Source organism: Oryzophilus luti (genome assembly GCF_059726245.1).
Genome location: NZ_AP040874.1, coordinates 2503477 through 2528943 on the forward strand (window position 1 = coordinate 2503477; position 25467 = coordinate 2528943).

Here is a 25467-nt window from a genome sequence, read left to right on the forward strand (position 1 = left end):
CCCAATGAGCACGCACCCGACTTCCACGCAACGCCCCAGCCGCACTGGCTGGGGCATTGTCGTACTGCTGGCCGCGATGCTGCTCGCGGTGGCCTCGCCGGCTTTCGCGCGCGACTACCGGATCTCGCGCTTTGACGACCGCATTGTGGTCAACAAGGACGGCAGCCTGCACGTCGAAGAGGAGATTCACTTCGTCTTCCAAGGCTCGTTCCAGGGCGTGCACCGCAGGCTTCCGCTCGACTACCCCGATCCAAAGATTGCCAGCAACTACCGGCTGTTCGTCAAGGTGCTCTCGGTCACCGACGACGCCGGGCAGGCGCTGAAGTACAAGAGCGACACCAAGGGCAAGCAGCTTGAGCTGACCATCTACATCCCCGGCGCGGTGGATACCGAACGCACCGTGAAGATTGCCTACGAGGTGGAAAACGGTGTGCGTTTTATAGACCGGCACGCCGAACTCTACTGGAACGTAACGGGCAACGATTGGACGGTGCCCATCGACGGTGCATCGGCACTGGTGGTCTTCCCTGGCGATGTCTCCGGGCTGAAGGTGCTGGCCTTTACCGGGCGCTATGGGTCGAAGTCTCGCGACGCGGAGCCAAAGGTGGATGGCAGCACGGTCACGGTCGAGAGCAACAACCCGATGGAGGCCCGCGAAGGCCTGACCATCGACGTCTACGTGCCGCCGGGCATGCTGCAGCAGCCTTCCGGACTGACGCGCTTCTTCCGCTGGCTGCGCTCGAACGCCGTCATGTTCCTGCCGGTGTGGGCGCTGATCGTGATGTTCAGCATGTGGTGGACGATCGGGCGCGAGCCGGACCCGGGCATGTCGGTGGCCGCCATATACGAGCCGCCGAAGGGCTTTACCCCGGCAGAAACGGGCGCGCTCATCGACGACGCGGTGCAGCCGCGCGACGTCACCTCCACGCTTGTCGACCTGGCCGTGCGCGGCTATCTCAAGATCGAGGAGACCAGCGAGAAGATTCTGCTGTTCACGAAGAAGGACTACCTGTTCCACCTGATGAAGCCGGAGCCGGAGTGGGGCGAACTTGCGCCGCATGAGCGCGAGATGCTGGAGAACATGTTCGGGCCGGGCGAGCAGATCATCTCGCTCAGCAGCCTGAAGAACCGTTTTTACCTGGCGCTGCCGACGGTGCGCGAAGAGATCATGGGCGCGCTGAAGGCGAAGAGCATGTACCGCGTGGACCCGGATTCCGGACGCGGCTACATGGTGGTGGGCGCGTTGATCGTCTTCATTCCCTTCCTGCTGCTGCAACTGAGCGGGCGGGTGAACTTCTTCCTGGCTCCGGCACTGACGGTGATTGGCGCTCTCCTCTCCGGCCTCGTCGTCTTCCTCTTTGGGCGGAACCTTTCAGCCAAGAGCCTGCGCGGCGCGCGCGCCAAGGTGGAGGTGCTCGGCTTCAAGGAGTTCATGGACCGCGTGGAAGCTGACCGGCTGAAGCGCATGCCGCCGGACACGTTCGAGAAGTTCCTGCCCTACGCCATGGCGCTGGGCGTGGAACAACACTGGGCGAAGGCCTTCCAGGGCATTATCAAGGACCCGCCAAGCTGGTATGTGGGCAGCGACCCGATGGGCATGTGGACGCCGATGCTGCTGATGAACTCGATGAACAATATGAGTTCGGCGGCTTATGAGGCCTTCACAGCGGCGCCGCAGGCCAGCGCTTCCGGCTCAGGCTTTGACGCCGGTGGCGGAGATTCCGGCGGCGGATTCTCCGGCGGTGGCTTTGGCGGCGGTGGCGGAGACGCCTTCTAAACCGAAATCGCGAAAGATGTGTCCCTGAAGAGGCCGGGCATCTTCGCCCGGCTCTGAGAAGGATGAACACACACTCCGCTCAATTCAGCCAGAGCGTTACCAACTGGAAACGGTCAGGCCCGGAGCGATCCTCCGGGTCTTTTCTTTTGCGCCAATAGCAGGAAGCACATGACGGCAAGCACCGGCAGGGCGCGGATTCCGGAAGCGGACGGTTCCGTGATGGGCTTTGACTGGGTATTTACTCCTTAGGTAATCTACGGATACCCGGTAGTACATTGGACTGTCGTGTGTGATAATCAGGCCAAGGGCGCGCCTGTGAGCAATCGGCGCGAGATCACGCATATGTCACATACCGACGAACGCGATTCCGAGTCCCGAACCAGTCAGCGTTTTCCGGTCCATCTGAACGTCAAGCTGGGCGACGGACAGGGCGGCCATGAAACGCAGGCGGCTATCACCGGAAACATGAGCGCCGCGGGCGCCTATCTGCTGGCCGAGCACTCGATGCCGGTGGGTTCGGCCGTGGAGTTTGAGGTCATGGTGCCCAAGGACGTTGCCGGCGGCCAGTCCGATGTACGTCTGCGCTGCCAGGGACGCGTGGTACGCAACGATAACGCACAAGAAGACGGCAAGACCGGCGTGGCGTGCGTGATCGATTCCTACGAGATTGTTCGGGCGCAGAGCACCACCCAGGAGGAAGGATGCTGAAGATCATCCTGGCCGATAACCAGGCTATTTTCCGCGCCGGCATCGCCAAGGTACTGGCCGTGGAAGACGACGTTCGCATTGTGGCCCAGGCGCAGACCGTGGAGCAGATGATGCTGGCGGCCGACAAGTTCCGCGGCTCGGTTCTGGTGTTTGCCAGCAGCTTTCTGGCGGACCTGGAAAAGCTCGCGGCCCTGGCCAGCGCCGGCAACCACCTGGTGGTGATCGCCGAAAACGGCGAGCAGCCGGAGCGCTACGTTCGCGCCGGTGTGCGCGGCGTGGTCTTTCGCTCGGTGGCCAGTGAAGACCTGCTGAAGTGCGTGCGCATGGTTTCCAACGGAGACATGTGCGTGCATGATTCGCACATGCCCACGCGGTCCACTGAGAGCGATGATTTTGTGGGTGCGCGCGTGCGCGACCGCCTGACGCCGAAAGAGCTGAAGATCGTCGCGCTGATTGTACAGGGCTTCAAGAACAAGGAAATTGCCACGCAGCTTGGCACCACCGAGCAGGTGGTGAAGAACTACCTGCGCAACGTGTATGACAAGATCGGCGTAAGCGACCGTCTGGAGCTGGCGCTGTTCACCATCCACCATCGCATTCTGGCAGAAGCGGCGGCGGCCACGGCGGCCAGCATGCAGCAGGCACAGGCCACGGCACCGGCCCCCGTTCCCGCGCCGGGCACATTGCCGCAGTAGTAATCCGGAATTTTTCGTAACGCAAAAGGCACGGCCTAGGCCGTGCCTTTTCGTTTCCAGCTAAAAACTATTCGCCGCGATTGATGCGCAGCAGTTCATTGACGATGGTGACAAGCTCTTCCGGGTTCACAGGCTTTTCCAGGTAGAGATCGGCGAGCGGCTCGGCGGCGTGGAACGCCTCATTGACGAATCCGCTGACGACCACCACCGGCATGGCGGAGAGCTGCTTGGCGGCCTGCACAATGGTGCGGCCATCGGCATCGCCCAGGCGCCAGTCGGTCACCACAGCGTCAAAGGTATTGGAGTTGAGCTTGTCGATGGCCTCGTGGGCCGAGGTGGCGGTGGTGACCTCGTGCCCGGCGGCCTCGAGGATCGCGCACTTCAGCGTAACCATGCTGGGTTCATCGTCAACGCAAAGAATTCGGGCCATGGTGATCTGGCTTCCCGTGTACTGGTCTGTGCGCAGACAGAATTGCGCCGCACTATTCTTCGCCGAGCCACCGGCGGCTGTCAATGCAATCCGCATGCTCCGTGCAAAATTGCAGAGCCTCACATTGCCTGAAAAGCAACGGGGCCGCCCGAAGGCAGCCCCGCCGGATGATGTGCCACACGCTTAGAACTTGCGCGCGATGCTCTTGGCCTGCGTGAACAGCAGCAGGTAATCCGGGCCGCCCGCCTTGGAATCCGTGCCCGACATGTTGAAGCCGCCAAACGGATGCGCGCCCACCATGGCGCCGGTGCACTTGCGGTTCAGGTACAGGTTGCCAACATGGAACTCGTTGGCTGCGCGCTCCAGCTTGTCTTCCGAGCTGGAGTAGACCGAGCCGGTCAGGCCGAATTCCGTATTGTTGGCAATGCGCAGCCCATCCTCAAACCCCTTGCAGGGGATGATAGCCAGCACCGGTCCGAAGATCTCTTCCTGCGCGATGGTGGCCGTCGGCTCCACGTCTGCAATGACCGTGGGCTGGAGGAAGAAACCGCCCTGCGGTGTCTGGATGGCTTCGCCGCCGGTGATGAGGCGTCCGCCTTCCTTCTTCGCGGTTTCGATATAGCGCAGGCAGTTGTCGAGCGACTTCTTGTTGATGACCGGGCCGAGTCCCGGGTTCTCGTCCGTAGGGCCAACCGTCAGCTTGTCCACGCGAACCTTCACGCGCTCCACAAACTTCTCGTAGATGCGCTCGTCGATGATGGCGCGCGAGCAGGCCGAACACTTCTGCCCGCTGAAGCCGAAAGCGGAGCCCACGACGGCCTCGACAGCGGCGTCAAGATCGGCGTCGGCATCGACCAGGATGGAATCCTTGCCGCCCATCTCCATGATGGCGCGCTTGATCCAAATCTGGCCGGGCTTGGTTTCGGCGGCAATCTTGTTGATGTGCAGGCCCACTTCCTTGGAACCGGTGAAGGCGATGAAGCGCGTTTTCGGGTGCTCCACCAGCGCGTTGCCGAAGGTGGAGCCGCTGCCCGGACAGTAGTTCACCACGCCGTCCGGCATGCCGCACTGCTCCAGCACTTCAAAGAACTTGGCAGCAATGGCGGGCGCGTCGCCCGAGGGCTTGAGGATGACCGTGTTGCCGCTGACGATGGAGGCCATGGTCATGCCCACGCAGATGGCCGAGGGGAAATTCCACGGCGGAATGACCGCGCCAACGCCCAGCGGAATGTAGCGCAGGCGATCCTTCTCGCCGGGGAACTGGATGGGCGGCTCGGACTTGGCCAGGCGCAGCGCCTCGCGGGCGTAGAACTCGCAGAAATCGATCGTTTCGGCGGTGTCGGCGTCAGCCTCGGCGTAGTTCTTGCCGGCCTCGAAGCACATCCAGGCGTCCCACTCAAAGCGCTTATCGCGGATGACCTTGGCAACTTTCAACAGCAGTTGCGCACGCTCTTCCACGGGCGTGCGGCTCCACGAGACGAAGGCCTTCTGCGCGGCATCCATCGCGGGCTCCACCTGCTCGGGGCCACAGCTCTGAAAGACGCCGACGACCTCGGCGGGACGGGACGGGTTGATGGACTGGAGAGTCTTGCCGGTCTTGACGCGCTGGCCGCCGATGACGACGTCGTACTCACGGCCGAGTTGCAGGCGCACCTTCTCCTGCGCCTCGCGCATCTTGCGCAGGTTCTCATGACGGGTGAAGTCAACGACGGGTTCGTTCTTGAACTGAGGAAGCACAAGTTCGTTGGGAGTGGTTGCAGTGCTGGCCATGATTTTGTCCTCTCGGCAGCGGTCCGCGCGTGGGCCGGGCAACAGCCCCTGTGCGCTTACGGACCCGGTTGGAAACAGGTAATTCTACACCAGCGCCGGGCGTGGCCGAAGCATGGCTCTATGGACGATGACCGCGTGCCACTGTGCAACCGGGAACCAATCTGTGCGGCGGTGAAAACGCGCTTACTCTGCGGGCAATGCTGGTGTTTTCGTAGATGAGCGACGCGCGGTCCACGCAGCCAGGATGGCGCCCCCCGCGACAAAGACGTGCGCGAAGCACTCCAGCATGTAGCGCGGCTCGGTGGTGCCCGTGCGGGCGAAGAAGAGGGTGCGCACCACCGTGTACGCCCACAGCAGCAGGAAGATCCGGGCGGCCTGTGCGCCTGCGGCGGGCAGCACCTGTGCGCCCGCAGCGGGCAGCGTCCCTGCGCCTGTGGCGGGCAGCGCGCCCTCGGCGCGCGTTACCCCTTGATGAATTCCCCACCCTACGTGGCGGCCAATCCACCAGGTTCCGCAGAGGGCGAGGATGACGTACGCGATGTTGATCAGTCCCAGTGAAGTGGAGATTATGCTGTCGTGCGGATCTTCCTTGAACTTCCACCACTCGGAGTCCAGCGGCAGCATCTCCGTGCGCGGACGAATCCACATATTCAGAGCACGCGCGGCGGGCAGCAGCAGGTGAAAGCGCAGTGGATGGCGACGCAACTTCTGCTGGTAAAGCTCGGCAAAGCGAGCGTCCAGCTCACGCGTCATGTCGTGGTTCTGGTTGTACTGGTCAAAGAGTGCGGCCACGTACTGCCGTTCTTCAGGACTATCAAAGGCCCGGGCGGGAACATCGTTGATGTCGATGGGCTCGCCGGGAACGGTGAAGGCGATCTTCTCCACCGAGGAGTAGTCCCAGATGAAAGTCTTAATCCAATTGGCATAGCCAACGTCGTCCCACTCGCCCGGCTCCAGGGCCGCAGCATTCACCAGCGGCTGAATGATGTGGAAGACCTGCCAGTTGCGGATGGTCCAGGGCACGAGCGGCGCCAGCGCAACGGCTCCCATCACAATGGCCGAGAGCAGCCACTGACGGCGCTGTTTACGGTCGCGCAGAAACAGCCAGGCCAGCACGAGGGTGAGCGTGATGAGGATCAGCCCGCTGTCCGGGCGCACACAAATCGCGGCGCCGATGGCGGCCCCCGAGGCGGCCCAGTGCCAGCGCGAACCTCCGGTGATGCCGATTGCCGCCTGCTGAAGCGCAAGCGTCGTCAGGAAAACGGCCATCACCTCGGTATGGGCGGTGGCGGCATAGTTGGCGATGAACGGGAACGCGGCCGCGAGCAGACAGGCCCAGCGCGCCGCGCGCTCGCCAACCGTCCGCAAGGCAAGATCCGTGACCAGCAGGCAGGTAACAAGATCAATGACAACCTGCACCATACGCAGTGCGAACAGGTTATCCAAGCCGAAGATAGCGAAGACCGCTGTCAGATAGGCGGGAAAGCCCGGCATGCGTATGAGGGTCAGATGAAAGCTGTGATTGTCGCTGATGGCGTAGGCATGGTCGCGCAGCATGTGACCGGCAATGTCCATGTAGACCACGGCATCGCCGACCGGCTCCGGCGGGAAACGCAGCACCATGAGAAGACGGATGGCGAGGCCCGCGAGCAGGCACCCGGCAAACCAGCGCGGATATTTTTTCAGGAGCGCAATCACCTTCAAAAATATAGCGTTACGGACGGCTGGCCGCAATCGAAGATGTGCGGCGGGCATCGACAGGTATCAATCCTCACATCGGAAGCGTCCAAGCGCGGTGCCGAGGGGGCAGGACAAGACCGGGCACCTCTGTGGCAGAACCACATTGGGCGAGGCTCTTGCGTTGACGCGCCCCCACCCCACCCTTACGATAAATAGAGAGAACCTCCCATGTCTTCGTCTCCAGTGTTTTACGATCCGAAACAGAAGCGGTGGAAGCGTATCCGGCGCGCCATTGACGTGGCCATCATTACGCTCAGCCTGTTAGCAGTTTTTTTCCTTGTAACGGTCTTCCGCGGCGCCAGCGTGCCGGGCATCCTGCTGGCTTCACAGAAGAAGAATTACCATGCGTTGCAGGTAAAGGAGCGCAAGCACAGCAAGGCGCAGAACCGTCACCGCAAAACGGACACAGCGCCTTCGCAGGTGATCCTGAACTCGGACGAAGGCATCCGCGGTGCGTTCTACGTGCAGTGGGACGCGGCCAGCTACAGCTCACTGAAGGAATACCTGCCGCAGCTCGACATGCTCTTCCCCGAATGGCTGCACGTGCTCACGCCCGACGGCCGCCTGCAGGCGGTCACCGAGATGAACACGCTGTTCACGGTGATCAACAACGGCCACGTCAGCACGGTGGATACCAAGGTGATGCCGCTGCTGAAGCAGGAGAAGAACAACGTCGAAGTCTTCCCGCTGGTCAACAATTTTGACCCCATCAGCAATCAGTGGCAGCCAGGCGTCGACAAGTTCCTGGCCAGTCCGGAGGGCCGCAAGAACTTCCGCAACCAGTTGCTGACCTTCCTGGCGACCGACCACTACAAGGGCATCACGCTCGACATCGAAGGCTTCTCGGAAGACGCGCAGAAAGACTACAAGCAGCTCATCGTGGAGCTTTCCGACGATCTGCACGCGCGGCAGATGAAGCTCTACGTGAGCGTGCCGGTGGCGAACAGCGACTTTGACTTCCCGTTCATGGCGAAGTACGTCGACAGCCTCATCCTGATGAACTACGACCAGCACTACCCGGGCGGAGAGCCGGGTGCGATCGCCTCGCAGGATTGGTTCACCGAGAACCTGCAACGCGCGCTGAAACAGGTGCCGAAGGACCGCATCATCTGCGCCATCGGCAACTACGGCTATGACTGGTCGACCGCGAAGGGCGGCAAACCGGGTCAGGCCGGCGTGCACAACGTGAGCGTGCAGGAAGCCTGGATTGAGGCGCGCGACGCTGAGGCCATCATCGATTTTGACCAGGATGCCTACAACCCGCACTTCATCTACGCCGACGACAAAGGCAACCAGCACGATGTGTGGTACATGGATGCGGCGACGGCGCTGAACCAGATGCGCGCCGCGCATAACCTCGGCATCTCCACCTTTGCACTGTGGCGGCTGGGTTCGGAAGATCGCACCCTGTGGAATGTCTGGGACAAGCCGTTTGAACCGGGCGCCGAGCAGAAGCTGACACAGGTGCTGCCGGGCGAGGATGTGGACATTGAAGGCCGTGGCGAAGTCGTGCGCATTCAGAACCAGCCCTCAAACGGTGAGCGCAGCATCAAGCTGGACCCGCAGACGGCGCTGATCACCGACGAGGAATTCGACCATCTGCCGCAGCCCTACCGCATCGGCAACTTCGGCTTCCAGCCGCACATGGTCTCCATCACCTTTGACGACGGCCCGGACCCGAAGTGGACGCCGAAGATCCTGGAGATCCTGAAGCAGAAGAATGTGAAGGCCACCTTCTTCCTGATCGGCATGCAGGCGGAGAAGTACGGCCGCCTGACGCGCCGCGTCTACGATGAAGGCCACGAAATCGGCAACCACACCTTCACGCATCCGGACATCAGCAACATCTCGCGCAAGTACTTCCAGTTCGAGCTGAACCTGACCGAGCGCTTCTTTGCCGGCAAGCTCGGCGTCAAGCCGGTCATCTTCCGTCCGCCGTACTCCATCGACCAGGAGCCGGATACGGCCGACCAGATGAAGCCGCTGGAGATTGCGCAGACCGCGGGCTTCATCACCGTCGGCGACAAGATTGACCCGAATGACTGGCGTGACGATCCGCGGCCCACAGCGCAGCAGATCGCCGACTCCATCTTTGAGCAACTCGGCAAGGATGGCAGCGTCATCCTGCTGCACGACGGCGGCGGCAACCGCGAGGAAACCGTCAAAGCGCTGCCCATCATCATCGACGGCCTGCGTGCGCGCGGCTACGACGTGGTGCCGCTCTCCACACTGCTGGGCAAGACGCGCGAAGACATCATGCCGGCGATTTCGCCGAGCGAACGCTTCTGGGCGCGCATTGACGCTGTCGGCTTCTCCATCTTCGGCGCCGTCAACAGCTTCATCGTCTTCGTCTTCTTCGTTGGCGACATCCTGATGACCGGGAGACTGGTCTCCGTGGGCCTGCTGGCCACCGCCGACCGCCTGCGCCGCCACGTCACCGAGAAAGCCACTTCAAACTACCAGCCCGCCGTGGCCGTGCTGGTGCCGGCCTACAACGAGGAGAAGGTCATCGAGCGCACGGTGCGCTCAGTGCTGGATTCGACCTATCCCAACCTGCGCGTCATCGTCATCGACGACGGCTCCACGGACAAGACCTACGAAGTGGCGCGCACGACCTTCGCCAAGGAAATTGAAGAAGGCCGCGTAACCGTGCTGACTCATACCAACGGCGGCAAGGCCAGCGCACTGAACCACGGCCTGTCTTACGTGACGGAGGAGATTTTCGTCGGCATTGACGCCGATACGATCATTGCCTCCGACGCCATCGCGTACCTGGTGCCACACTTCCAGGACCCGAAGCTCGGGGCCATCGCAGGCAACGCCAAGGTGGGCAACCGCATCAACCTGTGGACACGCTGGCAGGCGCTGGAATACATCACCAGCCAGAACTTTGAGCGCCGCGCGCTGAACATGTTCTCCTGCGTGAGCGTGGTGCCGGGCGCGATTGGCGCCTGGCGCACGGAGTGCGTGCGGGCCGCTGGACAGTATCACATCGACACCGTGGCCGAGGACGCCGACCTGACGATGGCGCTGCTGCAGGCCGGATACAAGGTCGAATACGAGGACCGCGCGCTGGCTTACACCGAAGCGCCCTCAACCGCGGGTGGCCTGATGCGTCAGCGCTTCCGCTGGTCATTCGGCATTCTGCAGGCCGTCTACAAACACAAGTCGGCAGTCAAGCGCGGCGGAGCGCTGGGCTGGATTGCGCTGCCGAACATCGTTGTCTTCCAGGTGCTGCTGCCACTGGTGTCGCCGTTCATCGACATCATGTTCATCGTGGGTTCGCTCAAGTACCTGCTCTGGGACAAGTTCTTCCACCCGGAGACGGCCGACCCGGCGAGCTTTGAGCAACTGGTGATGTTCTTCCTGCTGTTCCTGATCGTGGACTTCATCGCCTCCACCATCGCCTTCTCGCTCGAGCGCCACAGCGCGCGCGACCGTCAGGACTGGTGGTTGCTGGGCCACGTCTGGCTGCAGCGCTTTGCCTACCGCCAGTTGTTCTCCATCGTTCTGATCAAGACGATTCTGCGCGCCATCTCCGGCCGCCCGTTCGCCTGGGACAAGCTGGAGCGCAAGGCGACCGTAACTGCACCTCCAGCACGGTTGGGTGGCACAAAGTAGGCTCATCGAACGACGGCACAGCAAAGGCTCCCTCACGGGAGCCTTTCTTATTACCAATCCGATTGAAGGAGTACTGCTATTCGGTAAAGCCTGGCAACCGGTCGCTGGCGCGGAAGCGTGTACGTACCAGATCGCTGATGAGTTCGACGGCGGCGCGATTGGCCTCCGGCCCGCTCTTCACCAGGTAGGTCATGGCGCGAACCAGCAGGCGCTGGCCCTCGACGTAGCGCGGATCGGGCATGCGGGCGGTGCTCAGGTTGGCCCTGCGCACCGGCGTCGGCATGATGAACACCTTGGCCATGAGTTCCTCGCCAACCGGAAGCTTGCTCCCATCCGGTTGCATGGTGCGCGGCAGTTGTGCCGCGCGGGTCCCGTTTACTGCCCCTTAATGACGGAAGGATTCGGCCGGGTCTTCAGCTCGAAGGCGCTATCGGCCAGCGAGGGGTTGATTCTGATGTTGGAGTATACGACGAGCTTGTAGTCGCGGCCGGAAAGAAACTTCTGCTGCACGCTGACGCCGCGCTTCACGTCGATCCAGAGGCTGATGGTGTTGAACATGTTGCGCGTGTTCTGCGATTTCGGCGTCAGGTCGAGGTGATAGGTCTCAACGCCGCCGACCTTCTCCATGCCCTCATACTTCACGTCAAACGAGCGTTGCAGATCGTGGCTGGTACCGCCGAAGCCGAGCACAAGGAAGCTGTTGAAGAGGTCCTTGTTCTTGCCCGCAGCGTATTCGGTGATCTGGTTGGTGCGCTCGCGGTAGAGGCGCAGCTTGCCGCCGGTGAACAGCACCTGCTGACCTTCGGAGTGAAGAACCATCTTCACCTCGGAGCCCGAGCGCTTCAACATCATGCTGCCATTCTGCCGGTCGTGCTCGCGCACTACTTCCTGGTACTGATCTGTGGCGAGGTCGGTCTGCACGGTGCGCACTTCACGCGCGGCCTGGTCAATGGCCTTGTAGGCTTCCTGCAGCGAACCCTGCGCGCAGGCAAACACACTGGCCGCCGACAACGACGCCAGCACAACGATGGAACGGAACAATTTCATGGCTCTCCTGCCTGTCAGGAATTGGACGCGGGCCGGGGAACAACGAAAGCAACGGTGAGGTCTGCGGCCCGCGGATGCGGCCGGCTAGTTGCCCTGGCCGCGATGCACCCACACGCGCCAGGCAATCACCTTGCCCCGGAGGTTCGGCACGGCCTGGTAGCGGTCAATCTGCACGTTGCCGGCAATGGGTACGATGACGCTCTTGAAGCTCGTGAGCAGCTCGGCATCGCTGGTGCCCTTCACCTGCTTGGCGTCAATGCGGTAGACGAAGCCCTGGTTGCCGTCGGGCTGCACAACCACGCCAGCCGGGTGCACCGGCTTGTCCTTGAAGTCGATGAACATGGGCCCGACGAAAACGAACAAAAGGATCAGCGTCACCATCACGTCGTAGTGAATGGAGCCGCGCTCGTGCGTCCACCAGATGTAGCTGCGTAATGTCTTGCCCAAGCTCATGTCCTAACTAGTGTATTGGAAGCGCGGCCGAGTTTCAAAGGCTTGGCGGCGCGGGGCGGCAAATCACGCCACGGATGGAACACGCGAAAGGCCTGTGGGCCGCGGCAGCCTTCTGCTACACTTTTCCGTTTCGCAAACCAGCGTGGGGAGAACGGTATGGCGATAGAGACAGTCGGCGTCGTCGGCGCCGGAACCATGGGCAACGGCATTGCGCACGTGTTCGCGCGCAGCGGCTTCAACGTGGTGCTGCTGGAGGTGGAACAGCGCTTCCTCGACCGCGGAATGGCCACCATTGGCAAGAACCTTGAGCGCGAACTGACCAAGGGCAAGCTGACAGCCGAGCAGCGCGACGCGGCTTTGGCTCGCATCAAAGGCGTGCTTGACCGCACAGAGATCGCGGCCTGCGACTTTGTGGTGGAAGCCGCCAGCGAGCGCTTTGAGATCAAGGCCGAGATGTTCCGCGCGCTCGACCAGCTCTGCCGCCCCGAGGTCATTCTGGCCAGCAACACCTCATCCATTTCGATCACGAAGATTGCGGCGCAGACCAACCGCCCGGACCGCATCATTGGCATGCACTTCTTCAACCCTGTGCCGATGATGAAGCTGGTGGAGGTCATCCGCGGGCTGGCCACGAGCGATGCAACCTATGCCACGGTAAAGGAACTGGCGGAGAAGCTCGACAAGACGCCGGTGGAGGTGAACGACGCGCCCGGCTTTGTGAGCAACCGCGTGTTGATGCCGCTGCTGAACGAAGCGATGTACACCGTGATGGAAGGCGTGGCCACCGCAGAGGCTGTCGATGAGGTCTTCAAGCTCGGCATGGCGCACCCCATGGGGCCGCTCACGCTAGCCGACTTTATCGGCCTCGACGTTTGCCTGGACATTATGCGCGTGCTGCACGCCGGGATGGGCGATCCGAAGTACCGCCCGTGTCCGCTGCTGATCAAGATGGTGGATGCTGGATGGCTGGGCCGCAAGAGCGGCCGGGGGTTCTACAAATATTGATGCTCGGCGCTAGAGCCGCGTGGGCTGTGCGTCGTCGGCGTCGTCGAGCGCGTCCTGCGCAGTCTCGGCAATGTCCTTGCACAGCGAGAGCTGCCCGCGCGGGCAGCGGCGCAGGGCGTGGTTGCGGATTCGCACCAGATCGCGGCGATCGTCGGAGGAGTTCACGCCCCAGAGCACGAACTCAAGGAAGTCCTTATTGTGCGCGAGTTCGGCAAGATGCGGCAGGGTCTCCCAGCGGTTGGCAAAGACCTTGGCGATGGAGTTGCTGAGGTTGGCGTCGGCACTGGCGCTGTCGCAGCGGTCGTAGAGCTTGTAGTAGCGATGAATGGCGTCCCAGTCATGGAGCTGCCCTGCCAGCTTCTCGGCCTTGTCCATCAACGGCGGAGAGCATGGCTTGCTCTGCGCCGCGCAGAATGCGGCCGCGAACACAACAAACACGCCGAGATGAACGACACGCCTCATATTTGGATTGTACTCGCAGCGCGCGGCCGCGCTGGTTACAATGGGCCGGGGAGCAACCTACCGTGAACGCCACCGAAGCCGCACAACCGTTTCCTGATACCAAACTTGCTGTGCTCTATCCGCTGGCCTTTGCCTGCGGCGTGCTGGCCGGACTGCTGCAAATCTTTGTCGCCGACCCGCTGTTCACGGCGCTGGCGGTGACGGCCTTCACCATGGCACTGGGCGTGGCGCGGCCGCTGCGTCCGTGGCGCTGGCTGCTGCTGGTGGGCCTGCCGGTTCCACTGACCATGATTGCAGGCACGCTGATCAACCCGCTGCTGCAATACACGCGCGCCACCATTGCTGGCTCGGTGCTCATCATGCTGCCAGGCTTTGCCGGCTCGTACGGCGGCTCGTTCATGCGGCGGGTTATCCGCACGCTGTTTCAGGAAAAGTAACATTCCGTTCTCGCAGTTGGCCCAACAGGAGAGACGACGATGACAAACTTCAAGCGGCTGTTCGGAACCGTGATCCTGAGCGCGTGCGTGCTGGCTCCATGCGCGCAGGCGCAGCTCGGCGACCTGATGAAGAAAGCCGAGCAGAAGCTCGGCACACAACAGCAGCAAAGCTCCGGACTGAGCGATAGCAAGGTGGTGGCCGGACTGAAGGAAGCCCTGCAGGTAAGCACCGGCAACGCCGTGGCGCACACCGGCCGCGTCGACGGCTTCCTGAAGAACGAAGCCATCCGCATCCTGCTTCCGCCGAAGCTGAAGACCGTGGGCAGCGGACTGCGCATGGTCGGCATGGGCTCCAAGGTGGATGAGTTGGAAGTGGGCATGAACCGCGCCGCCGAGCAGGCTGCGCCGCAGGCCAAGGCCATCTTCATCAGCGCGCTGAAGCAGATGACCTTCAGCGATGCGCGGCAGATTCTGACGGGCGGCGACACGGCCGCCACCGACTACTTCAAGCGCACAAGCTCGGCCGACCTGACGCGGACATTTACGCCGATCGTGAAGCAGTCGATGGCGAAGGTGGGCGTGGTGAAGCAGTACAACTCCATGCTGGCCGCGGCGCCCGGCGGCTCACAAATGGCCGGACAGTTCGACCTGACGAATTACGTGGTGAGCAAGACGCTCGACGGCCTCTTCTACGAACTCGGGCAGGAAGAGACGAAGATCCGCAAAGACCCCGTGGCGCGCACCACTTCCCTGCTAAAGGAAGTCTTCGGCAACCGTTAGCCCCATTTCGAGCATGGGCCGCGGGGTTTCCCTTGCGGCCCCGCTCGCGGTATCCTGCCAATCGTGGGTGTCAGCATCACAGTTCTGGGCAGTGGATCGAAGGGCAACGCCAGCGTGGTTGCCAGCTCGCGCACGCGCGTGCTGGTGGACTGCGGCCTGAGCTGCCGCGAACTCTGCCGTCGGATGAGCGAATCGAACATCGCGCCCGAGTCACTGAGCGGCATCGTCATCACCCACGAGCACAACGACCACGTCGGCGGCCTGCACGTGATGGCCAAGAAGTTCCGGCTGCCGGTCTACATGACGCGCGCAACGCACGCGGCTTGGGCGGGCTCGGCCAAGGATTCGCAAGGCAACCCGGTGCGGGCTGAACGTCTCGAACTGTTCGAGGCGGGCAAGGCGTTCGCCATCGGCGACCTGGACATTACGCCGTTCACCACGCCGCACGACGCCGCCGACCCGGTCGGCTTCGTCTTCCGCGCCGAGGGCATTCGGCTGGGCTACGCCACCGATCTCGGCTACATTTCGCAGAACGTGCGGTTGGCCCTGCAGGGCTGCCACGGCCTGCTGATGGAGAGCAATCACGACCTGGAGATGCTGCGCGTGGGGCCGTACCCGTGGGCTGTCAAACAGCGCGTCATGTCCAGAGTGGGACACCTCTCCAACGAAGCCTTGGCGGAATTCCTAACCCAAGACTATGATGGAGAAGCAGCGTTTCTGGTTCTGGCGCATCTTTCGGAGGCCAACAACCTTCCGGAGATTGCGCGGGCAGCGGCCGAACGCGCCCTGGGAGAACGCCGTACGTTATTGCGCAACCATCTCCACCTGGCCCGCCAGGAGGAGTGCTTGCCGGCGATAACACTGTAAGCCTCTATGCAAGAATGCATTGATCCCGTGGTCGGCAAGATTCTGGCCGGCTGGCGGTACGACATTTCGGGCATTGCGCCGGAAATGGCGGTGGACTATGAAGCGCACTTTGACGAGTGTGCGCATTGCCGCTCGCGCCGGCGCCTGCATCGCACCATCGACATTGCGCTGATTGCGCTGGCGACGGTCTCGGCCGTGGTCTTTGTGCTGGCCTTCGCCGTCATACACCACTTCAACCCGCACCACGCGCTGCTGTTTGAAATTGGCGCCGTGCTTGGCTTCCTGGTCTCCGTGGTGCTGTGGCTGCTGGTGGCCATTGCCACGCCCGCGCCACTGGTGATGAAAGACGCTGCGCTGATTGGCGCGCGCCGCATCCACGACCGCCTGCCGGAAAACCTGCGCGAACGCATCCCCGAAGAACTGCGGGCGAAGATCGAGCAGGAATAGAACAACCACCATTCAAGTGAAACGGGCACGGCCTTGGCCGTGCCCTTCGTATTTCAGTGGCGCAGTGTGCGCGCCGGATGCCCAAGCAGATACTTCGTCGCTGCGCTCCTCAGGATGACGCGTTGAGGAGAGTGTCCGAGGCGAGGTGCAGCAACCTGCTCAACGCGCACCCAACTCCACTTCGCGCAGGCACGGAGTCTCCGCGCTAGACGATCAGCCCGCCGGTGAGTGAGCTTACCTTGTCGACGCGGTGGCTCAGGCACCAGTGTTCGAGGTCGTCCACCAGCTTCTCGCAGGCGCACGGGTCCCAGAAGTTCGCGGTGCCAACCTCGACGGCGCTGGCGCCCGCCAGCAAAAACTCGACGATATCGGCCGCCGTGGAGATGCCGCCCATGCCGATGATCGGAATACGGACGGTCTTGGAGCACTCGTAAACCATACGTAGCGCAATGGGCTTGATGCACGGGCCGCTCAGCCCAGCCGTGACGTTGGAGATGCGCGGGCGGCGCGTCTCCGGGTCAATGGCCATGGCGAGGAACGTGTTCACCAGCGAGATGGCGTCGGCACCGGCGTCCTCAGCGGACTTGGCCATGCGCGCGATGCTGGTGACGTTCGGCGAGAGCTTCACGATCAGCGGACGGGTGCTGGCGTTACGCGCGTCGGCCACAAGCTGCTCCAGCAGCACCGGGTCCTGTCCGAAGGCGATGCCGCCGTACTTCACGTTCGGGCAGCTCACGTTCAGCTCGTAGGCGGCAATGCCCTCGCCCTCATTCAGAATGCGTATGGCCTCGACGTAATCGGGGTTCGAGTAGCCATAGACGTTGCAGATGATGGGCGTGGTGGTGGCCTTGCGCAGCAGCGGCAGCTTGTCTTCGATAAAGGCGCGCGCGCCGATGTTCTGCAGGCCGATGGCGTTCAGCATGCCCGCCGCAGTCTCATACAAACGCGGCGGCGGGTTGCCGGGCATGGCCTCGCGCGAGAGCCCCTTGCAGACGATGCCGCCGAGCCGCTCGAGCGAAACGATGTCCTCGAACTCAATGCCGTAGCCGAAGGTGCCGGAGGCGGACATGACCGGGTTGCGCAGCTTGAGCGGGCCGACTTCCACGCTCATATCGAGCGCGTTGGCGCGGTCACTGACGCTGCGCGGCTGCTCCTTCACCGCCGCCGGGGCACTGGCTGTCTCCGGCTTCTTCTGCTTGTTCTTGCTCACTGCGCCACTCCTTTGTTGGGAGCCGCGGGCGCGGGCGCGTCCACAAATGCCTCGTTGAGCACGCGTCCCACGGCGCTGGCCGGCGCGTTCACGCCGAGCACGGAGCTGAGTGTCACCGCCAGATCCACTGGTTCGGCGGTCTCGCGGTACTGGCCCGGACGGAAGATTTTGCCAGAGAAGGCCAGCGGCACGTGGCTGTCATACGAGTACGGCATTTCGTGATCGGTGCCACTGGTGTAGCCGATCACGAACGGCCGCGCCATGCCCATCACGTACCAGCTTCCGAGTGGCGAATAGCTGTTCAGGTACTTGCGCGTGAAGATCGTGTTCGGCACCTCGGCCTTGGCCAGCTGCGACTTCGTGACGTAGCCGCGCAGGCCCAGCGTCTTCATGATCTCGCCAACCATCTTCTCGGCGTCGGACTCGCTGAGCTTGGTGCTCTCCCAGGCGTGCTCGTCAAGGAAGGCCAGCGGATAGTCGAAGCCGACAACGTACTTCGGCGTTTCGGCCTTCTTGCCCGCGGCGGGCTTTGCGACGTTCAGCTTGGCGGCCAGCATGGTGTTGATCTGCGCGGCGAGGTCCTTGCCGTCGAAGGCGAAGGCCGGCATGCGCTGCTTGATGGAGTAATCGGGCACGGGCGCAATGCCGTGGTCGGCGCTGAAGGCCAGCACCACGTTGTCGCGGCCATATTTCTGGTCCAGCCAGCCGAAGAAGGCGGCAAACTGCTTGTCGAAGGCGAGCAGCATCTCGTGCTCTTCGTTCGAGTCCGGGCCCTTGCGGTGGCCGAGAATGTCGTGCGAGGAGAAGCTGATGGTGACCAGGTCGGTGACCGGGCCGGTGCCCACGCCTTCCTTCTCCATCAACTCTTCGGCAAAGGCGATCATGTAGTCGTTGGCGTAGGGCGTGGCGCCCACCGTGTCATAAAAGCCCGCGAGCTGGCCATTCGACTTGGCCTGCGGCGTGGTGTTGAAGGCTTCCTTGCCATCGGAGCCGGTCCAGCTCTTGTTCAGCAGGGACTTGGCGCGGTCGCCGTTCTCGTTGTAGGCCAGCAGCCACGCGGGCGCGTCCTTCATGTAATAGCTGGAGGTGATCCACTGGCCGCTCTGGTGGTCGATCCAGTAGGCGGCGTTGGCCGTGTGTCCGGAGGGCAGAATGGCGGCGCGGTCTTTGAGCGAGATGCCGAAGACGCGCGCGCGGCCGCCGGTGGCGAGCTTCAACTCATCGCCCACTGTGTCGGACATCAGGTTGTGCGGCGAGGCGCTGATGCCCTGAACGTTGGCGCCGACCACAGTCGTGTCCTGATCGTCCACGCTGGTGACCATGTGGTTCAGCTTGGGGTCGAACCACTCGTTGTTGTAAATGCCGTGTCCGAGCGAATAGGTGCCGGTGCCGAGCGTGGCGTGGCCCGGAGCGGTGCGCGTGTTCGCGTACTGGTAATAGCAGGTGCTGAACCAGGCGCCTTCGTCCATGAAGCGGCGGAAGCCGCCGGGGACGAATTCGTCGTGGTAACGCTCGATAAGGTCTCCGCGAAGCTGGTCGATGACCACGATGACGACGACCTTGGGCTTTTGCCCGTAAGCGGTAGCGAAGGCCGCGAGCGGAGCAAGCAGGACGACCACGAAAAGAAGGAGTGCGCGCGAAATCTGCTTCTTCATAGCCTTCCTAGTGTAGCGGAGCGGCCCCGCCGAATGAAATGGCAGAGTGCGGCGGCGTGTTGCAGGGCGGTGAAATCTGCGGCCTCCGGATGCCCGGAAATTCGTGCATTTCAGGCGGCTCCCGAGCGCAACCCTGTTCATCGGTGCCCTGTTTCCGTTACAGTAGAAGGTTCGAGGAGCTAAGGCGACCATGCTTGATCTGGCTTACGTACGTGAACATTTTTCCGTGGTTGAGGACAAACTGCGCGCCCGCGGCGCAAACCCCGACGAGGTTCTGGGGGATTTCCGCGCCATTGACCAGCGGCGCCGCGCCGAGGTGCAGGCGCTGGAAACCGCGCTGGCCCGCCGCAACGAGTTAAGCAAGAAGATTGGTCCGCTGATGGGCGCCAGCAAGAAGGGTTCGCTCACGCCCGAGCAGAAATCGGAACTGGACGCGATGACCGCCGAGGTGGCGGAGCTGAAGGCGAAGATTCCCGACCTTGAGGCCAAGCGCGATGAGGCCGACGCCGAGTTGCGCAAGATCCTGACGACCATCCCCAACCTGCCGCACGACTCCGTGCCGGTGGGCCGCGACGAGAGCGCCAACGTGGAGCAGAAGCGCTGGGGCGCGCCGCCGAAGTTTGACTTTACGCCAAAACCGCACTGGGAGCTGGGCGAACAGCTTGGCGTGCTCGACCTGGAACGCGCCGTGAAGCTGACGGGCGCGCGCTTTGCCCTCTACTGGGACATGGGCGCGAAGCTCGAACGCGCGCTGATGAACTTCATGCTCGACCTGCACACCCGCGAGCAGGGCTACACCGAAGTTCTGCCGCCCTACCTGGTGAACGCCGATTCCATGTACGGCACGGGCCAGCTGCCGAAGTTCGAGGAAGACCTGTTCAAGGTTCCGCACGGCGACCGCAACCTGTACCTGATTCCGACCGCCGAAGTGCCGGTCACGAACATCTACCGCGACGAGACGCTGGACGCGGCACAGTTGCCGGTTTCGTTGACGGCCTTTACCCCGTGCTGGCGCAGTGAGGCTGGCAGCTATGGCAAGGACGTTCGCGGCATCATCCGCCAGCACCAGTTCCAGAAGGTGGAGCTTGTGAAGTTCGCGCGCCCGGAAGAGAGCTACGCCGAGCACGAGAAGCTGACGCGCGACGCCGAAGCCGTGCTCGAAAAGCTGGGCCTGCACTACCGCCGCATGCTGCTCTCCACCGGCGACATGGGCTTCAGCTCGGCCAAGACCTTCGACCTTGAAGTCTGGCTGCCGGGGCAGGGGCTGTTCCGCGAAATCTCCTCCTGCTCGAACTTCGAAAGCTTCCAGGCGCGGCGGGCCAACATACGCTACCGCCCCGAGGGCAAGAAGGGCACGGAGCTGGTGCACACGCTCAACGGCAGCGGACTGGCCATTGGCCGCACCTGGGTGGCGATCATGGAAAACTACCAGCAGGCCGACGGCAGCGTCATCATCCCCGAGGCGCTGCGGCCTTACATGGGCACCGACCGCATTGTGCCCCGCAAGATGTAAGAGAGACAGTTTCGAGTTTTAGGTTTCAAGTTTCAAGTTGAATACAAGAAGAGATGGAAGCCCCGCGAGAATGCGGGGCTTTTGTTTGCCTCTGAGCCAGATTGCCGATGCGATTCAATCAGGCGGCACGCATGGTTAAGCAAAAATGGTCTGGCAACATGCGTCCCAGGTTAGCCGCGCCAACAACGGGCGCGCCGAACCTGGGGCACCCGACGCAGAGAGAACCTGAGGCACCCGAGTTGTTGGCGTTGGCCCGGGGTCGCGAGCTCCCCTAAAAACGAACACCTCAGTTCGCGGCCTTTACCTGCGTGGCAGAAGGCGCTGCCGCTTCTTTCAGGATGCTGGTGAACGGCGCGAGCGAGCCGTCGTTCGGGGCGGCGCGCAGGCCGAGCAGGTGCGTCATCAGCGGATAGACATCCACATTGTCGAAGGCCGCAATGCGCTTGCCCGCCGGAAATGCCGGGCCATGCGCGATGAAGACGCCGTGCTGCGAGGGCAGCATGTTATCGAAGCCATGCGCGCCCTTTGTGCAGGGACCCTGATATTTGAACGGGAACTCCAGCACGCTCCAACCTTCATCGGCCAGCACAAACAGGTTGGGGATTCGGTCATTGCCCGCGTAGGCCCAGCGCGGCAACATCTCTCCCTTGCGGTAGACGCGCACGTGCGGCTGCGCGGCAATCTTCGCTTCCACTTCCGCCAGCTTCTCCGGCGGCACATTGAGGCTGACGAACGCGTTGTGCGCGCCGAGCACCCATGCGCGGTCAATGAACGAGCTGATGTCGACGACGCGATCGCAACTGGTCTCGGCCATGCCGTGGTCGCTCACCAGCAGCAGGTTCATCTGGTCATACAGGCCGCGCTTTTTCAGCCCGTCGATGAGTTCGCCGATGGCGGCGTCCACACTGGCCACCGCCCGCTTCAACTGCGGAGAGTTCGGTCCGAAGTCGTGCCCGGCGGTATCGACCTCGTCGAAATAGAGGGTCAGCATTGCGGGGCGCTTCTCGGCGGGCAGATCGAGCCACTCAAGAATCTTCATCGCGCGGTCGTGGCTGCTGGTGTGCTTGTCGTAGGGCAGCCACAGGCTGGGCCGCACGCCCTCGATGGGCGCCTCCGAGCCGGGCCAGAAGACGGTCGCGGCCTTCACGCCCTGCTTTTCGGCGGTCACCCAGATGGGCTCGCCGCCCCACCAGCGCGCATCGGTGAACTGCAAGTGGTCCTTGGCGCGGAAGCGCGCGTTCAGCTTGGCGTCAAACATGGTGTTGTCCACCACGCCGTGGTGTGCCGGCGTCAGTCCGGTGACGATGGTGTAGTGGTTCGGAAACGTGATGGGCGGAAACTGCGGAATCAGCGCGTCAGCCCGCGTGCCCGTGGCGATCAGGGCCTCAATGTTTTTCGGGTGCTCCTTCTCCGGATAGTCGTAACGGAAGGCGTCGATGGAGATGAGCAGCAGCGTGGGACGGGGCTGTGCCGACTGCGCAACCGCGCACGCGGCAACCAGCAGGAGAAAGAGGACGAGTCGCAGGCTGAATGAGCGAACGCGTTCGGCGCGGGAAGACCTGTGGTTCATGGAGTACCTCGCGCCCGGTGCGGGCGCTGTGTTCCGTATGATGCGTTGCAGGTCCAGTGTATTCCGCAGGAGTCCGCGCCTGTAACTGCCGCGTGAAAATGAAAAGGCCCCGGGCGCACCCGGAGCCTCCGAAACCCAGTGGAAACTACTTCTTTTCCGCCTCGACCGTACCAGCCACCTTGAGTCGCGTAACCGCGCGCTCCAAGGCCGCGGCGGCCTCGTTGTAGTCCTCGGCGGACTGGCCTTCGTGCAGGGCCTTCTCGGCCCGCGTCTTGGCCTTCTCCGCGCGTTCCACGTCGATATCGGCGGCGCGCTCGGCGGTTTCCGCCAGAATGGTGACCTTGTGCGGAAGCACCTCGGCAAAACCCCACGCGAGCGAGATGCCCTCGGTGGTGCTGCCGACGCGGTAAGTGACCTCACCGACCGCCAGCTCGGCGATGAGCGGCGCGTGGCCCGGCAGCACGCCGAGGTAGCCGCGCTTGGCCGGAACCTGCACTTCCTCGACCTGAGCCTTCACCACCAGCTTGTCGGGAGTGACAATTTCGAGTTCTAAAGTATCTGCCATGAATCGTTCCCAGTTCTCGGTTCCCAGTTTTCAGCGGCGCCCTTGTGCGGAGCGCCGCCGTTTCCTGAGTCCTGGTCGCTGATGCCTGTGCTGCAGCCGGATGCGCGGCGAACATTGCCGCTCCGGCCGCGGCGCTGGCTAGGCGTTTGCCTTCATCTTCTCGGCGGTCTCAAGCACTTCCTCGATGGAACCCTTCATGTAGAAGGCCTGCTCGGGGATGTCGTCGTGCTTGCCGTCGACGATTTCCTTGAAGCTGCGGACCGTGTCCTCGACCTTCACGTACTTGCCCTGGAAGCCGGTGAACTGCTCGGCCACGTGGAAGGGCTGCGAGAGGAAGCGCTGGATCTTGCGGGCGCGCGACACAATCAGCTTCTGGTCTTCGGAAAGTTCGTCGATGCCGAGGATGGCGATGATGTCCTGCAGGTCCTTGTAGGTCTGCAGCGTGCGCTTCACGCGCTGGGCCACGTCGTAGTGCTCCTGGCCGACGATGCGCGGATCGAGAATGCGCGAGGTCGAGGCGAGCGGATCAACGGCCGGGTAGATGCCGATTTCGGTCAGCGCGCGGTTGAGCACGGTGGTGGCGTCCAGGTGGGCGAAGGTCGTCGCCGGAGCCGGATCGGTCAAATCGTCGGCGGGCACGTAAATAGCCTGCACCGAGGTGACCGAACCCTTCTTGGTCGAAGTAATACGCTCCTGCAACTCGCCCATTTCGGTCGCAAGGTTCGGCTGGTAACCCACGGCCGAAGGCATGCGGCCCAGCAGGGTCGAAACTTCCGAGCCGGCCTGGGTGAAGCGGAAAATGTTGTCAATGAACAGCAGCGTGTCAGCGCCTTCCGAGTCGCGGAAGTTCTCGGCCACGGTCAGGCCGGTCAGCGCCACGCGCAGACGGGCTCCAGGAGGCTCGGTCATCTGGCCGTAGATCAGCGCGGCCTTTGACTCTTCCGGCACACCCGGCTTGATAACGCCGGCTTCGCTGAATTCCAGCCACAGATCGTTGCCCTCGCGGGTACGCTCGCCCACGCCGGCAAACACCGAATAGCCGCCGTGCTGCTTGGCCACGTTGTTGATCAGTTCCTGAATGACGACCGTTTTGCCGACGCCGGCGCCACCGAACAGGCCGATCTTGCCGCCCTTAAGGAAGGGCTGGATCAAGTCGATGACCTTGATGCCAGTCTCGAACATTTCGGCGCGGGTCGACTGTTCTTCAAACGACGGAGCGGAGCGGTGAATCGGCAGGCGCTTGTCGCTGGCGATGGGGCCGAGTTCGTCGACCGGCTCGCCGACCACGTTCATAACGCGGCCCAGCGTGCCCTTGCCCACCGGAACGCTGATGGGGCCGCCGAGGTCGATGGCCTTCATGCCGCGAACCATGCCCTCGGTGGGTTCCATGGCGACGCAGCGCACGCGGCCTTCGCCGAGGTGCTGCTGCACTTCGAGGATGACGTTGACCGGCTTCGGGGTGACAAAGCCGTCGCCGACGACGCGAATCGCGGTGTAAATGCTGGGCAGCGCCGCCTCGGAGTACTGCACGTCCACCGCGGGTCCGCTGATCTGGATTACGTGTCCAATGTTTTCAGGCATCTCTTTGTTCTCAGTTCCCGGTACTCAGTTCCCGGATAAAAATCAAAAACTGTTTGCGGGCCGCGAGTGCTTGCCAGCCCGCTGATCTTTACAGTGCGGCAGCGCCGCTGACGATCTCGATGATCTCCGTGGTGATCTTCGCCTGGCGGGCACGGTTCATGCTCAGCGTCAGCGAATCGATCATCTCGTTCGCGTTGTTGCTGGCTGAATCCATGGCCGTCATGCGGGCGGCGTGTTCGGCCGCCGTCGATTCCAGCACGGCGCGGTACAACTGCACGCCAATGTAGCGCGGCAGCAGTGCGCGGAACAGCTCCAGCGGAGACTGCTCGTAGATGTAGTCGACCTCGGAGCTGGCGATGGTGCGCGCGTGCTCGTCAATCTCACGCGTGTCATGGGCCTCGAGCGAAACACCGGCGGTGACGGCGGCTTCGCCGGCACGCTCGCGTTCCTCGCGGCTCAACTCTTCCACCTGCTCCAGGTCACGCTCGCCAATCTCGGTGATGGGCATGATCTGCTCCACCACGAGGCGCTGCGCAATGACCGACTTGAATTCGTTGAACAGCACGTAGACGGCATCGATCTTGTTGCTGGTGTAGCGCTCGATGATGCCCTCGACGAACTGGTGCAAATGCGCGTAATCCGGCTTCTGCAGCAGGCCCATGTGCTCGCCCGTCACACGGACGCGCGCGTGGCGTTCGCCGTTGGGCTCCTGGAATGGGAAGCGGCGGCGCAGGAACTCGCGTCCCTTGCGGCCCACGCACTCGATGTCGATGTTGCGCGTGCTCTTGCTGGCCAGAAACCGCAGTGCGGCCTTCTGGATGTTGGCGTTGAAAGCGCCAGCCAGTCCGCGGTCGCCGGTGACGACCACGAGCAGGATGTTCTGCTCCGGACGCTCCTCCAGCATGGGATGACGCGCCACACCCGTCTCCGGGTCCACCACGTCGGCGCGGCGCACCAGCGATTTGAGCACGTTGGTGAGCATTTGCGCGTAGGGGCGCGCGGTCAACGCGCGCTCCTGCGCTCTGCGCAACTTCGCCGCCGAGACCATCTTCATGGCCTTGGTGATCTGCCGCGTGTTCTTCACGCTGCGGATGCGGCGTTTGATGTCTAATACGTTCGCCATGGCTCAGTCCT

Annotated in this window: 23 protein-coding genes; 10 read left to right on the top strand and 13 right to left on the bottom strand. The window is 62.8% G+C overall.

The features are described 5' to 3' along the window. The first annotated feature begins 4 nt into the window (after positions 1–4). The 3 genes from AC6IZO_RS10740 (at position 5) to AC6IZO_RS10750 (ending at position 3180) form a co-directional block, all read left to right on the top strand. A complete protein-coding gene (locus tag AC6IZO_RS10740) occupies positions 5–1777 on the top strand; it encodes a DUF2207 domain-containing protein (protein WP_497804793.1) in 1773 nt (590 codons plus the stop codon). 342 nt (positions 1778–2119) lie between these two features. After that, complete coding sequence (locus AC6IZO_RS10745) at positions 2120–2485, top strand: PilZ domain-containing protein (RefSeq protein WP_497804794.1); 366 nt, start codon at positions 2120–2122, stop codon at positions 2483–2485. Further along, positions 2479–3180, top strand: a complete 702-nt coding sequence (locus tag AC6IZO_RS10750) for a response regulator transcription factor (RefSeq protein WP_497804795.1) — start codon at positions 2479–2481, stop codon at positions 3178–3180. The genes AC6IZO_RS10745 and AC6IZO_RS10750 overlap by 7 nt, the downstream gene beginning before the upstream one ends. Positions 3181–3247: 67 nt before the next feature. On the opposite strand, the gene AC6IZO_RS10755 is transcribed toward AC6IZO_RS10750, so the two are convergent. The 3 genes from AC6IZO_RS10755 to AC6IZO_RS10765 form a co-directional block, all read right to left on the bottom strand. Then, positions 3248–3610, bottom strand: coding sequence for a response regulator (locus tag AC6IZO_RS10755; protein ID WP_497804796.1), 363 nt, complete (start codon positions 3608–3610; stop codon positions 3248–3250). 183 nt (positions 3611–3793) lie between these two features. Beyond that, positions 3794–5380: an L-glutamate gamma-semialdehyde dehydrogenase gene (gene pruA, locus AC6IZO_RS10760; protein ID WP_497804797.1), complete on the bottom strand. Its 1587-nt coding sequence runs from the start codon at positions 5378–5380 to the stop codon at positions 3794–3796. A gap of 183 nt (positions 5381–5563) precedes the next feature. After that, positions 5564–7078 (bottom strand): ArnT family glycosyltransferase, encoded by a 1515-nt coding sequence (locus AC6IZO_RS10765; RefSeq protein ID WP_497809948.1) that lies wholly within the window; start codon positions 7076–7078, stop codon positions 5564–5566. 210 nt (positions 7079–7288) lie between these two features. Between AC6IZO_RS10765 and AC6IZO_RS10770 the strand changes: the two genes are divergently transcribed. After that, positions 7289–10741, top strand: a complete 3453-nt coding sequence (locus tag AC6IZO_RS10770) for a trifunctional glycoside hydrolase family 18/polysaccharide deacetylase/glycosyltransferase family 2 protein (RefSeq protein ID WP_497804798.1) — start codon at positions 7289–7291, stop codon at positions 10739–10741. A 76-nt stretch (positions 10742–10817) separates the two neighbouring features. On the opposite strand, the gene AC6IZO_RS10775 is transcribed toward AC6IZO_RS10770, so the two are convergent. The 3 genes from AC6IZO_RS10775 to AC6IZO_RS10785 form a co-directional block, all read right to left on the bottom strand. Next, on the bottom strand, positions 10818–11042 hold the full coding sequence (locus AC6IZO_RS10775; protein WP_497804799.1) for a hypothetical protein: 225 nt from the start codon (positions 11040–11042) through the stop codon (positions 10818–10820). Positions 11043–11116: 74 nt separating this feature from the next. Beyond that, entirely contained in the window at positions 11117–11788 is a 672-nt protein-coding gene (locus AC6IZO_RS10780) for a LolA family protein (RefSeq protein ID WP_497804800.1), read from the bottom strand. Between the two features lie 84 nt (positions 11789–11872). Beyond that, positions 11873–12235 (bottom strand): hypothetical protein, encoded by a 363-nt coding sequence (locus tag AC6IZO_RS10785; RefSeq protein WP_497804801.1) that lies wholly within the window; start codon positions 12233–12235, stop codon positions 11873–11875. Between the two features lie 162 nt (positions 12236–12397). Between AC6IZO_RS10785 and AC6IZO_RS10790 the strand changes: the two genes are divergently transcribed. Then, positions 12398–13246 carry a 3-hydroxybutyryl-CoA dehydrogenase gene (locus tag AC6IZO_RS10790; protein ID WP_497804802.1) on the top strand — a complete coding sequence of 283 codons (849 nt, stop codon included), beginning with the start codon at positions 12398–12400 and terminating at the stop codon, positions 13244–13246. A gap of 9 nt (positions 13247–13255) precedes the next feature. Here the strand turns inward: AC6IZO_RS10790 and AC6IZO_RS10795 are convergent, their stop codons facing one another. Continuing rightward, positions 13256–13708, bottom strand: coding sequence for a hypothetical protein (locus AC6IZO_RS10795; protein WP_497804803.1), 453 nt, complete (start codon positions 13706–13708; stop codon positions 13256–13258). A 62-nt stretch (positions 13709–13770) separates the two neighbouring features. Here AC6IZO_RS10795 and AC6IZO_RS10800 point away from each other — a divergent pair, with 62 nt between their 5' ends. The 4 genes from AC6IZO_RS10800 to AC6IZO_RS10815 all read left to right on the top strand — a co-directional run bounded on the left by AC6IZO_RS10800 (position 13771) and on the right by AC6IZO_RS10815 (position 16239). Continuing rightward, the gene (locus tag AC6IZO_RS10800; RefSeq protein ID WP_497804804.1) at positions 13771–14145 is read left to right on the top strand and encodes a hypothetical protein; all 375 of its coding nucleotides are present in this window, start codon (positions 13771–13773) and stop codon (positions 14143–14145) included. A gap of 39 nt (positions 14146–14184) precedes the next feature. Beyond that, positions 14185–14925 carry a DUF4197 domain-containing protein gene (locus AC6IZO_RS10805; RefSeq protein ID WP_497804805.1) on the top strand — a complete coding sequence of 247 codons (741 nt, stop codon included), beginning with the start codon at positions 14185–14187 and terminating at the stop codon, positions 14923–14925. Positions 14926–14988: 63 nt separating this feature from the next. Continuing rightward, positions 14989–15792 carry an MBL fold metallo-hydrolase gene (locus AC6IZO_RS10810; protein ID WP_497804806.1) on the top strand — a complete coding sequence of 268 codons (804 nt, stop codon included), beginning with the start codon at positions 14989–14991 and terminating at the stop codon, positions 15790–15792. A gap of 6 nt (positions 15793–15798) precedes the next feature. Continuing rightward, a complete protein-coding gene (locus tag AC6IZO_RS10815) occupies positions 15799–16239 on the top strand; it encodes a hypothetical protein (RefSeq protein ID WP_497804807.1) in 441 nt (146 codons plus the stop codon). Positions 16240–16444: 205 nt separating this feature from the next. Here the strand turns inward: AC6IZO_RS10815 and AC6IZO_RS10820 are convergent, their stop codons facing one another. Further along, positions 16445–17449, bottom strand: coding sequence for a dihydroorotate dehydrogenase (locus AC6IZO_RS10820; RefSeq protein WP_497804808.1), 1005 nt, complete (start codon positions 17447–17449; stop codon positions 16445–16447). Further along, a complete protein-coding gene (locus tag AC6IZO_RS10825) occupies positions 17446–19104 on the bottom strand; it encodes an alkaline phosphatase family protein (protein WP_497804809.1) in 1659 nt (552 codons plus the stop codon). The genes AC6IZO_RS10820 and AC6IZO_RS10825 overlap by 4 nt, the downstream gene beginning before the upstream one ends. A gap of 190 nt (positions 19105–19294) precedes the next feature. Here AC6IZO_RS10825 and serS point away from each other — a divergent pair, with 190 nt between their 5' ends. Continuing rightward, a complete protein-coding gene (gene serS / locus AC6IZO_RS10830) occupies positions 19295–20617 on the top strand; it encodes a serine--tRNA ligase (protein WP_497804810.1) in 1323 nt (440 codons plus the stop codon). Between the two features lie 286 nt (positions 20618–20903). Here serS and AC6IZO_RS10835 read toward each other — a convergent pair whose 3' ends face one another. The 4 genes from AC6IZO_RS10835 to atpG all read right to left on the bottom strand — a co-directional run bounded on the left by AC6IZO_RS10835 (position 20904) and on the right by atpG (position 25456). Further along, positions 20904–22187: an alkaline phosphatase family protein gene (locus AC6IZO_RS10835; RefSeq protein WP_497804811.1), complete on the bottom strand. Its 1284-nt coding sequence runs from the start codon at positions 22185–22187 to the stop codon at positions 20904–20906. 145 nt (positions 22188–22332) lie between these two features. Next, a complete protein-coding gene (locus tag AC6IZO_RS10840) occupies positions 22333–22752 on the bottom strand; it encodes a F0F1 ATP synthase subunit epsilon (RefSeq protein ID WP_497804812.1) in 420 nt (139 codons plus the stop codon). Positions 22753–22890: 138 nt separating this feature from the next. Next, positions 22891–24333, bottom strand: coding sequence for a F0F1 ATP synthase subunit beta (atpD, locus tag AC6IZO_RS10845; RefSeq protein ID WP_497804813.1), 1443 nt, complete (start codon positions 24331–24333; stop codon positions 22891–22893). Between the two features lie 88 nt (positions 24334–24421). Further along, positions 24422–25456, bottom strand: a complete 1035-nt coding sequence (gene atpG, locus AC6IZO_RS10850; RefSeq protein ID WP_497804814.1) for an ATP synthase F1 subunit gamma — start codon at positions 25454–25456, stop codon at positions 24422–24424. Positions 25457–25467 lie beyond the last annotated feature (11 nt).

Coding starts and splice junctions, on each gene's coding strand:
- AC6IZO_RS10740 (WP_497804793.1), top strand. CDS start 5: ATGAGCACGCACCCGACTTCCACGCAACGCCCCAGCCGCACTGGCTGG.
- AC6IZO_RS10745 (WP_497804794.1), top strand. CDS start 2,120: ATGTCACATACCGACGAACGCGATTCCGAGTCCCGAACCAGTCAGCGT.
- AC6IZO_RS10750 (WP_497804795.1), top strand. CDS start 2,479: ATGCTGAAGATCATCCTGGCCGATAACCAGGCTATTTTCCGCGCCGGC.
- AC6IZO_RS10755 (WP_497804796.1), bottom strand. CDS start 3,610: ATGGCCCGAATTCTTTGCGTTGACGATGAACCCAGCATGGTTACGCTG.
- pruA (WP_497804797.1), bottom strand. CDS start 5,380: ATGGCCAGCACTGCAACCACTCCCAACGAACTTGTGCTTCCTCAGTTC.
- AC6IZO_RS10770 (WP_497804798.1), top strand. CDS start 7,289: ATGTCTTCGTCTCCAGTGTTTTACGATCCGAAACAGAAGCGGTGGAAG.
- AC6IZO_RS10775 (WP_497804799.1), bottom strand. CDS start 11,042: ATGGCCAAGGTGTTCATCATGCCGACGCCGGTGCGCAGGGCCAACCTG.
- AC6IZO_RS10780 (WP_497804800.1), bottom strand. CDS start 11,788: ATGAAATTGTTCCGTTCCATCGTTGTGCTGGCGTCGTTGTCGGCGGCC.
- AC6IZO_RS10790 (WP_497804802.1), top strand. CDS start 12,398: ATGGCGATAGAGACAGTCGGCGTCGTCGGCGCCGGAACCATGGGCAAC.
- AC6IZO_RS10795 (WP_497804803.1), bottom strand. CDS start 13,708: ATGAGGCGTGTCGTTCATCTCGGCGTGTTTGTTGTGTTCGCGGCCGCA.
- AC6IZO_RS10805 (WP_497804805.1), top strand. CDS start 14,185: ATGACAAACTTCAAGCGGCTGTTCGGAACCGTGATCCTGAGCGCGTGC.
- AC6IZO_RS10815 (WP_497804807.1), top strand. CDS start 15,799: ATGCAAGAATGCATTGATCCCGTGGTCGGCAAGATTCTGGCCGGCTGG.
- AC6IZO_RS10825 (WP_497804809.1), bottom strand. CDS start 19,104: ATGAAGAAGCAGATTTCGCGCGCACTCCTTCTTTTCGTGGTCGTCCTG.
- serS (WP_497804810.1), top strand. CDS start 19,295: ATGCTTGATCTGGCTTACGTACGTGAACATTTTTCCGTGGTTGAGGAC.
- AC6IZO_RS10835 (WP_497804811.1), bottom strand. CDS start 22,187: ATGAACCACAGGTCTTCCCGCGCCGAACGCGTTCGCTCATTCAGCCTG.
- AC6IZO_RS10840 (WP_497804812.1), bottom strand. CDS start 22,752: ATGGCAGATACTTTAGAACTCGAAATTGTCACTCCCGACAAGCTGGTG.
- atpD (WP_497804813.1), bottom strand. CDS start 24,333: ATGCCTGAAAACATTGGACACGTAATCCAGATCAGCGGACCCGCGGTG.
- atpG (WP_497804814.1), bottom strand. CDS start 25,456: ATGGCGAACGTATTAGACATCAAACGCCGCATCCGCAGCGTGAAGAAC.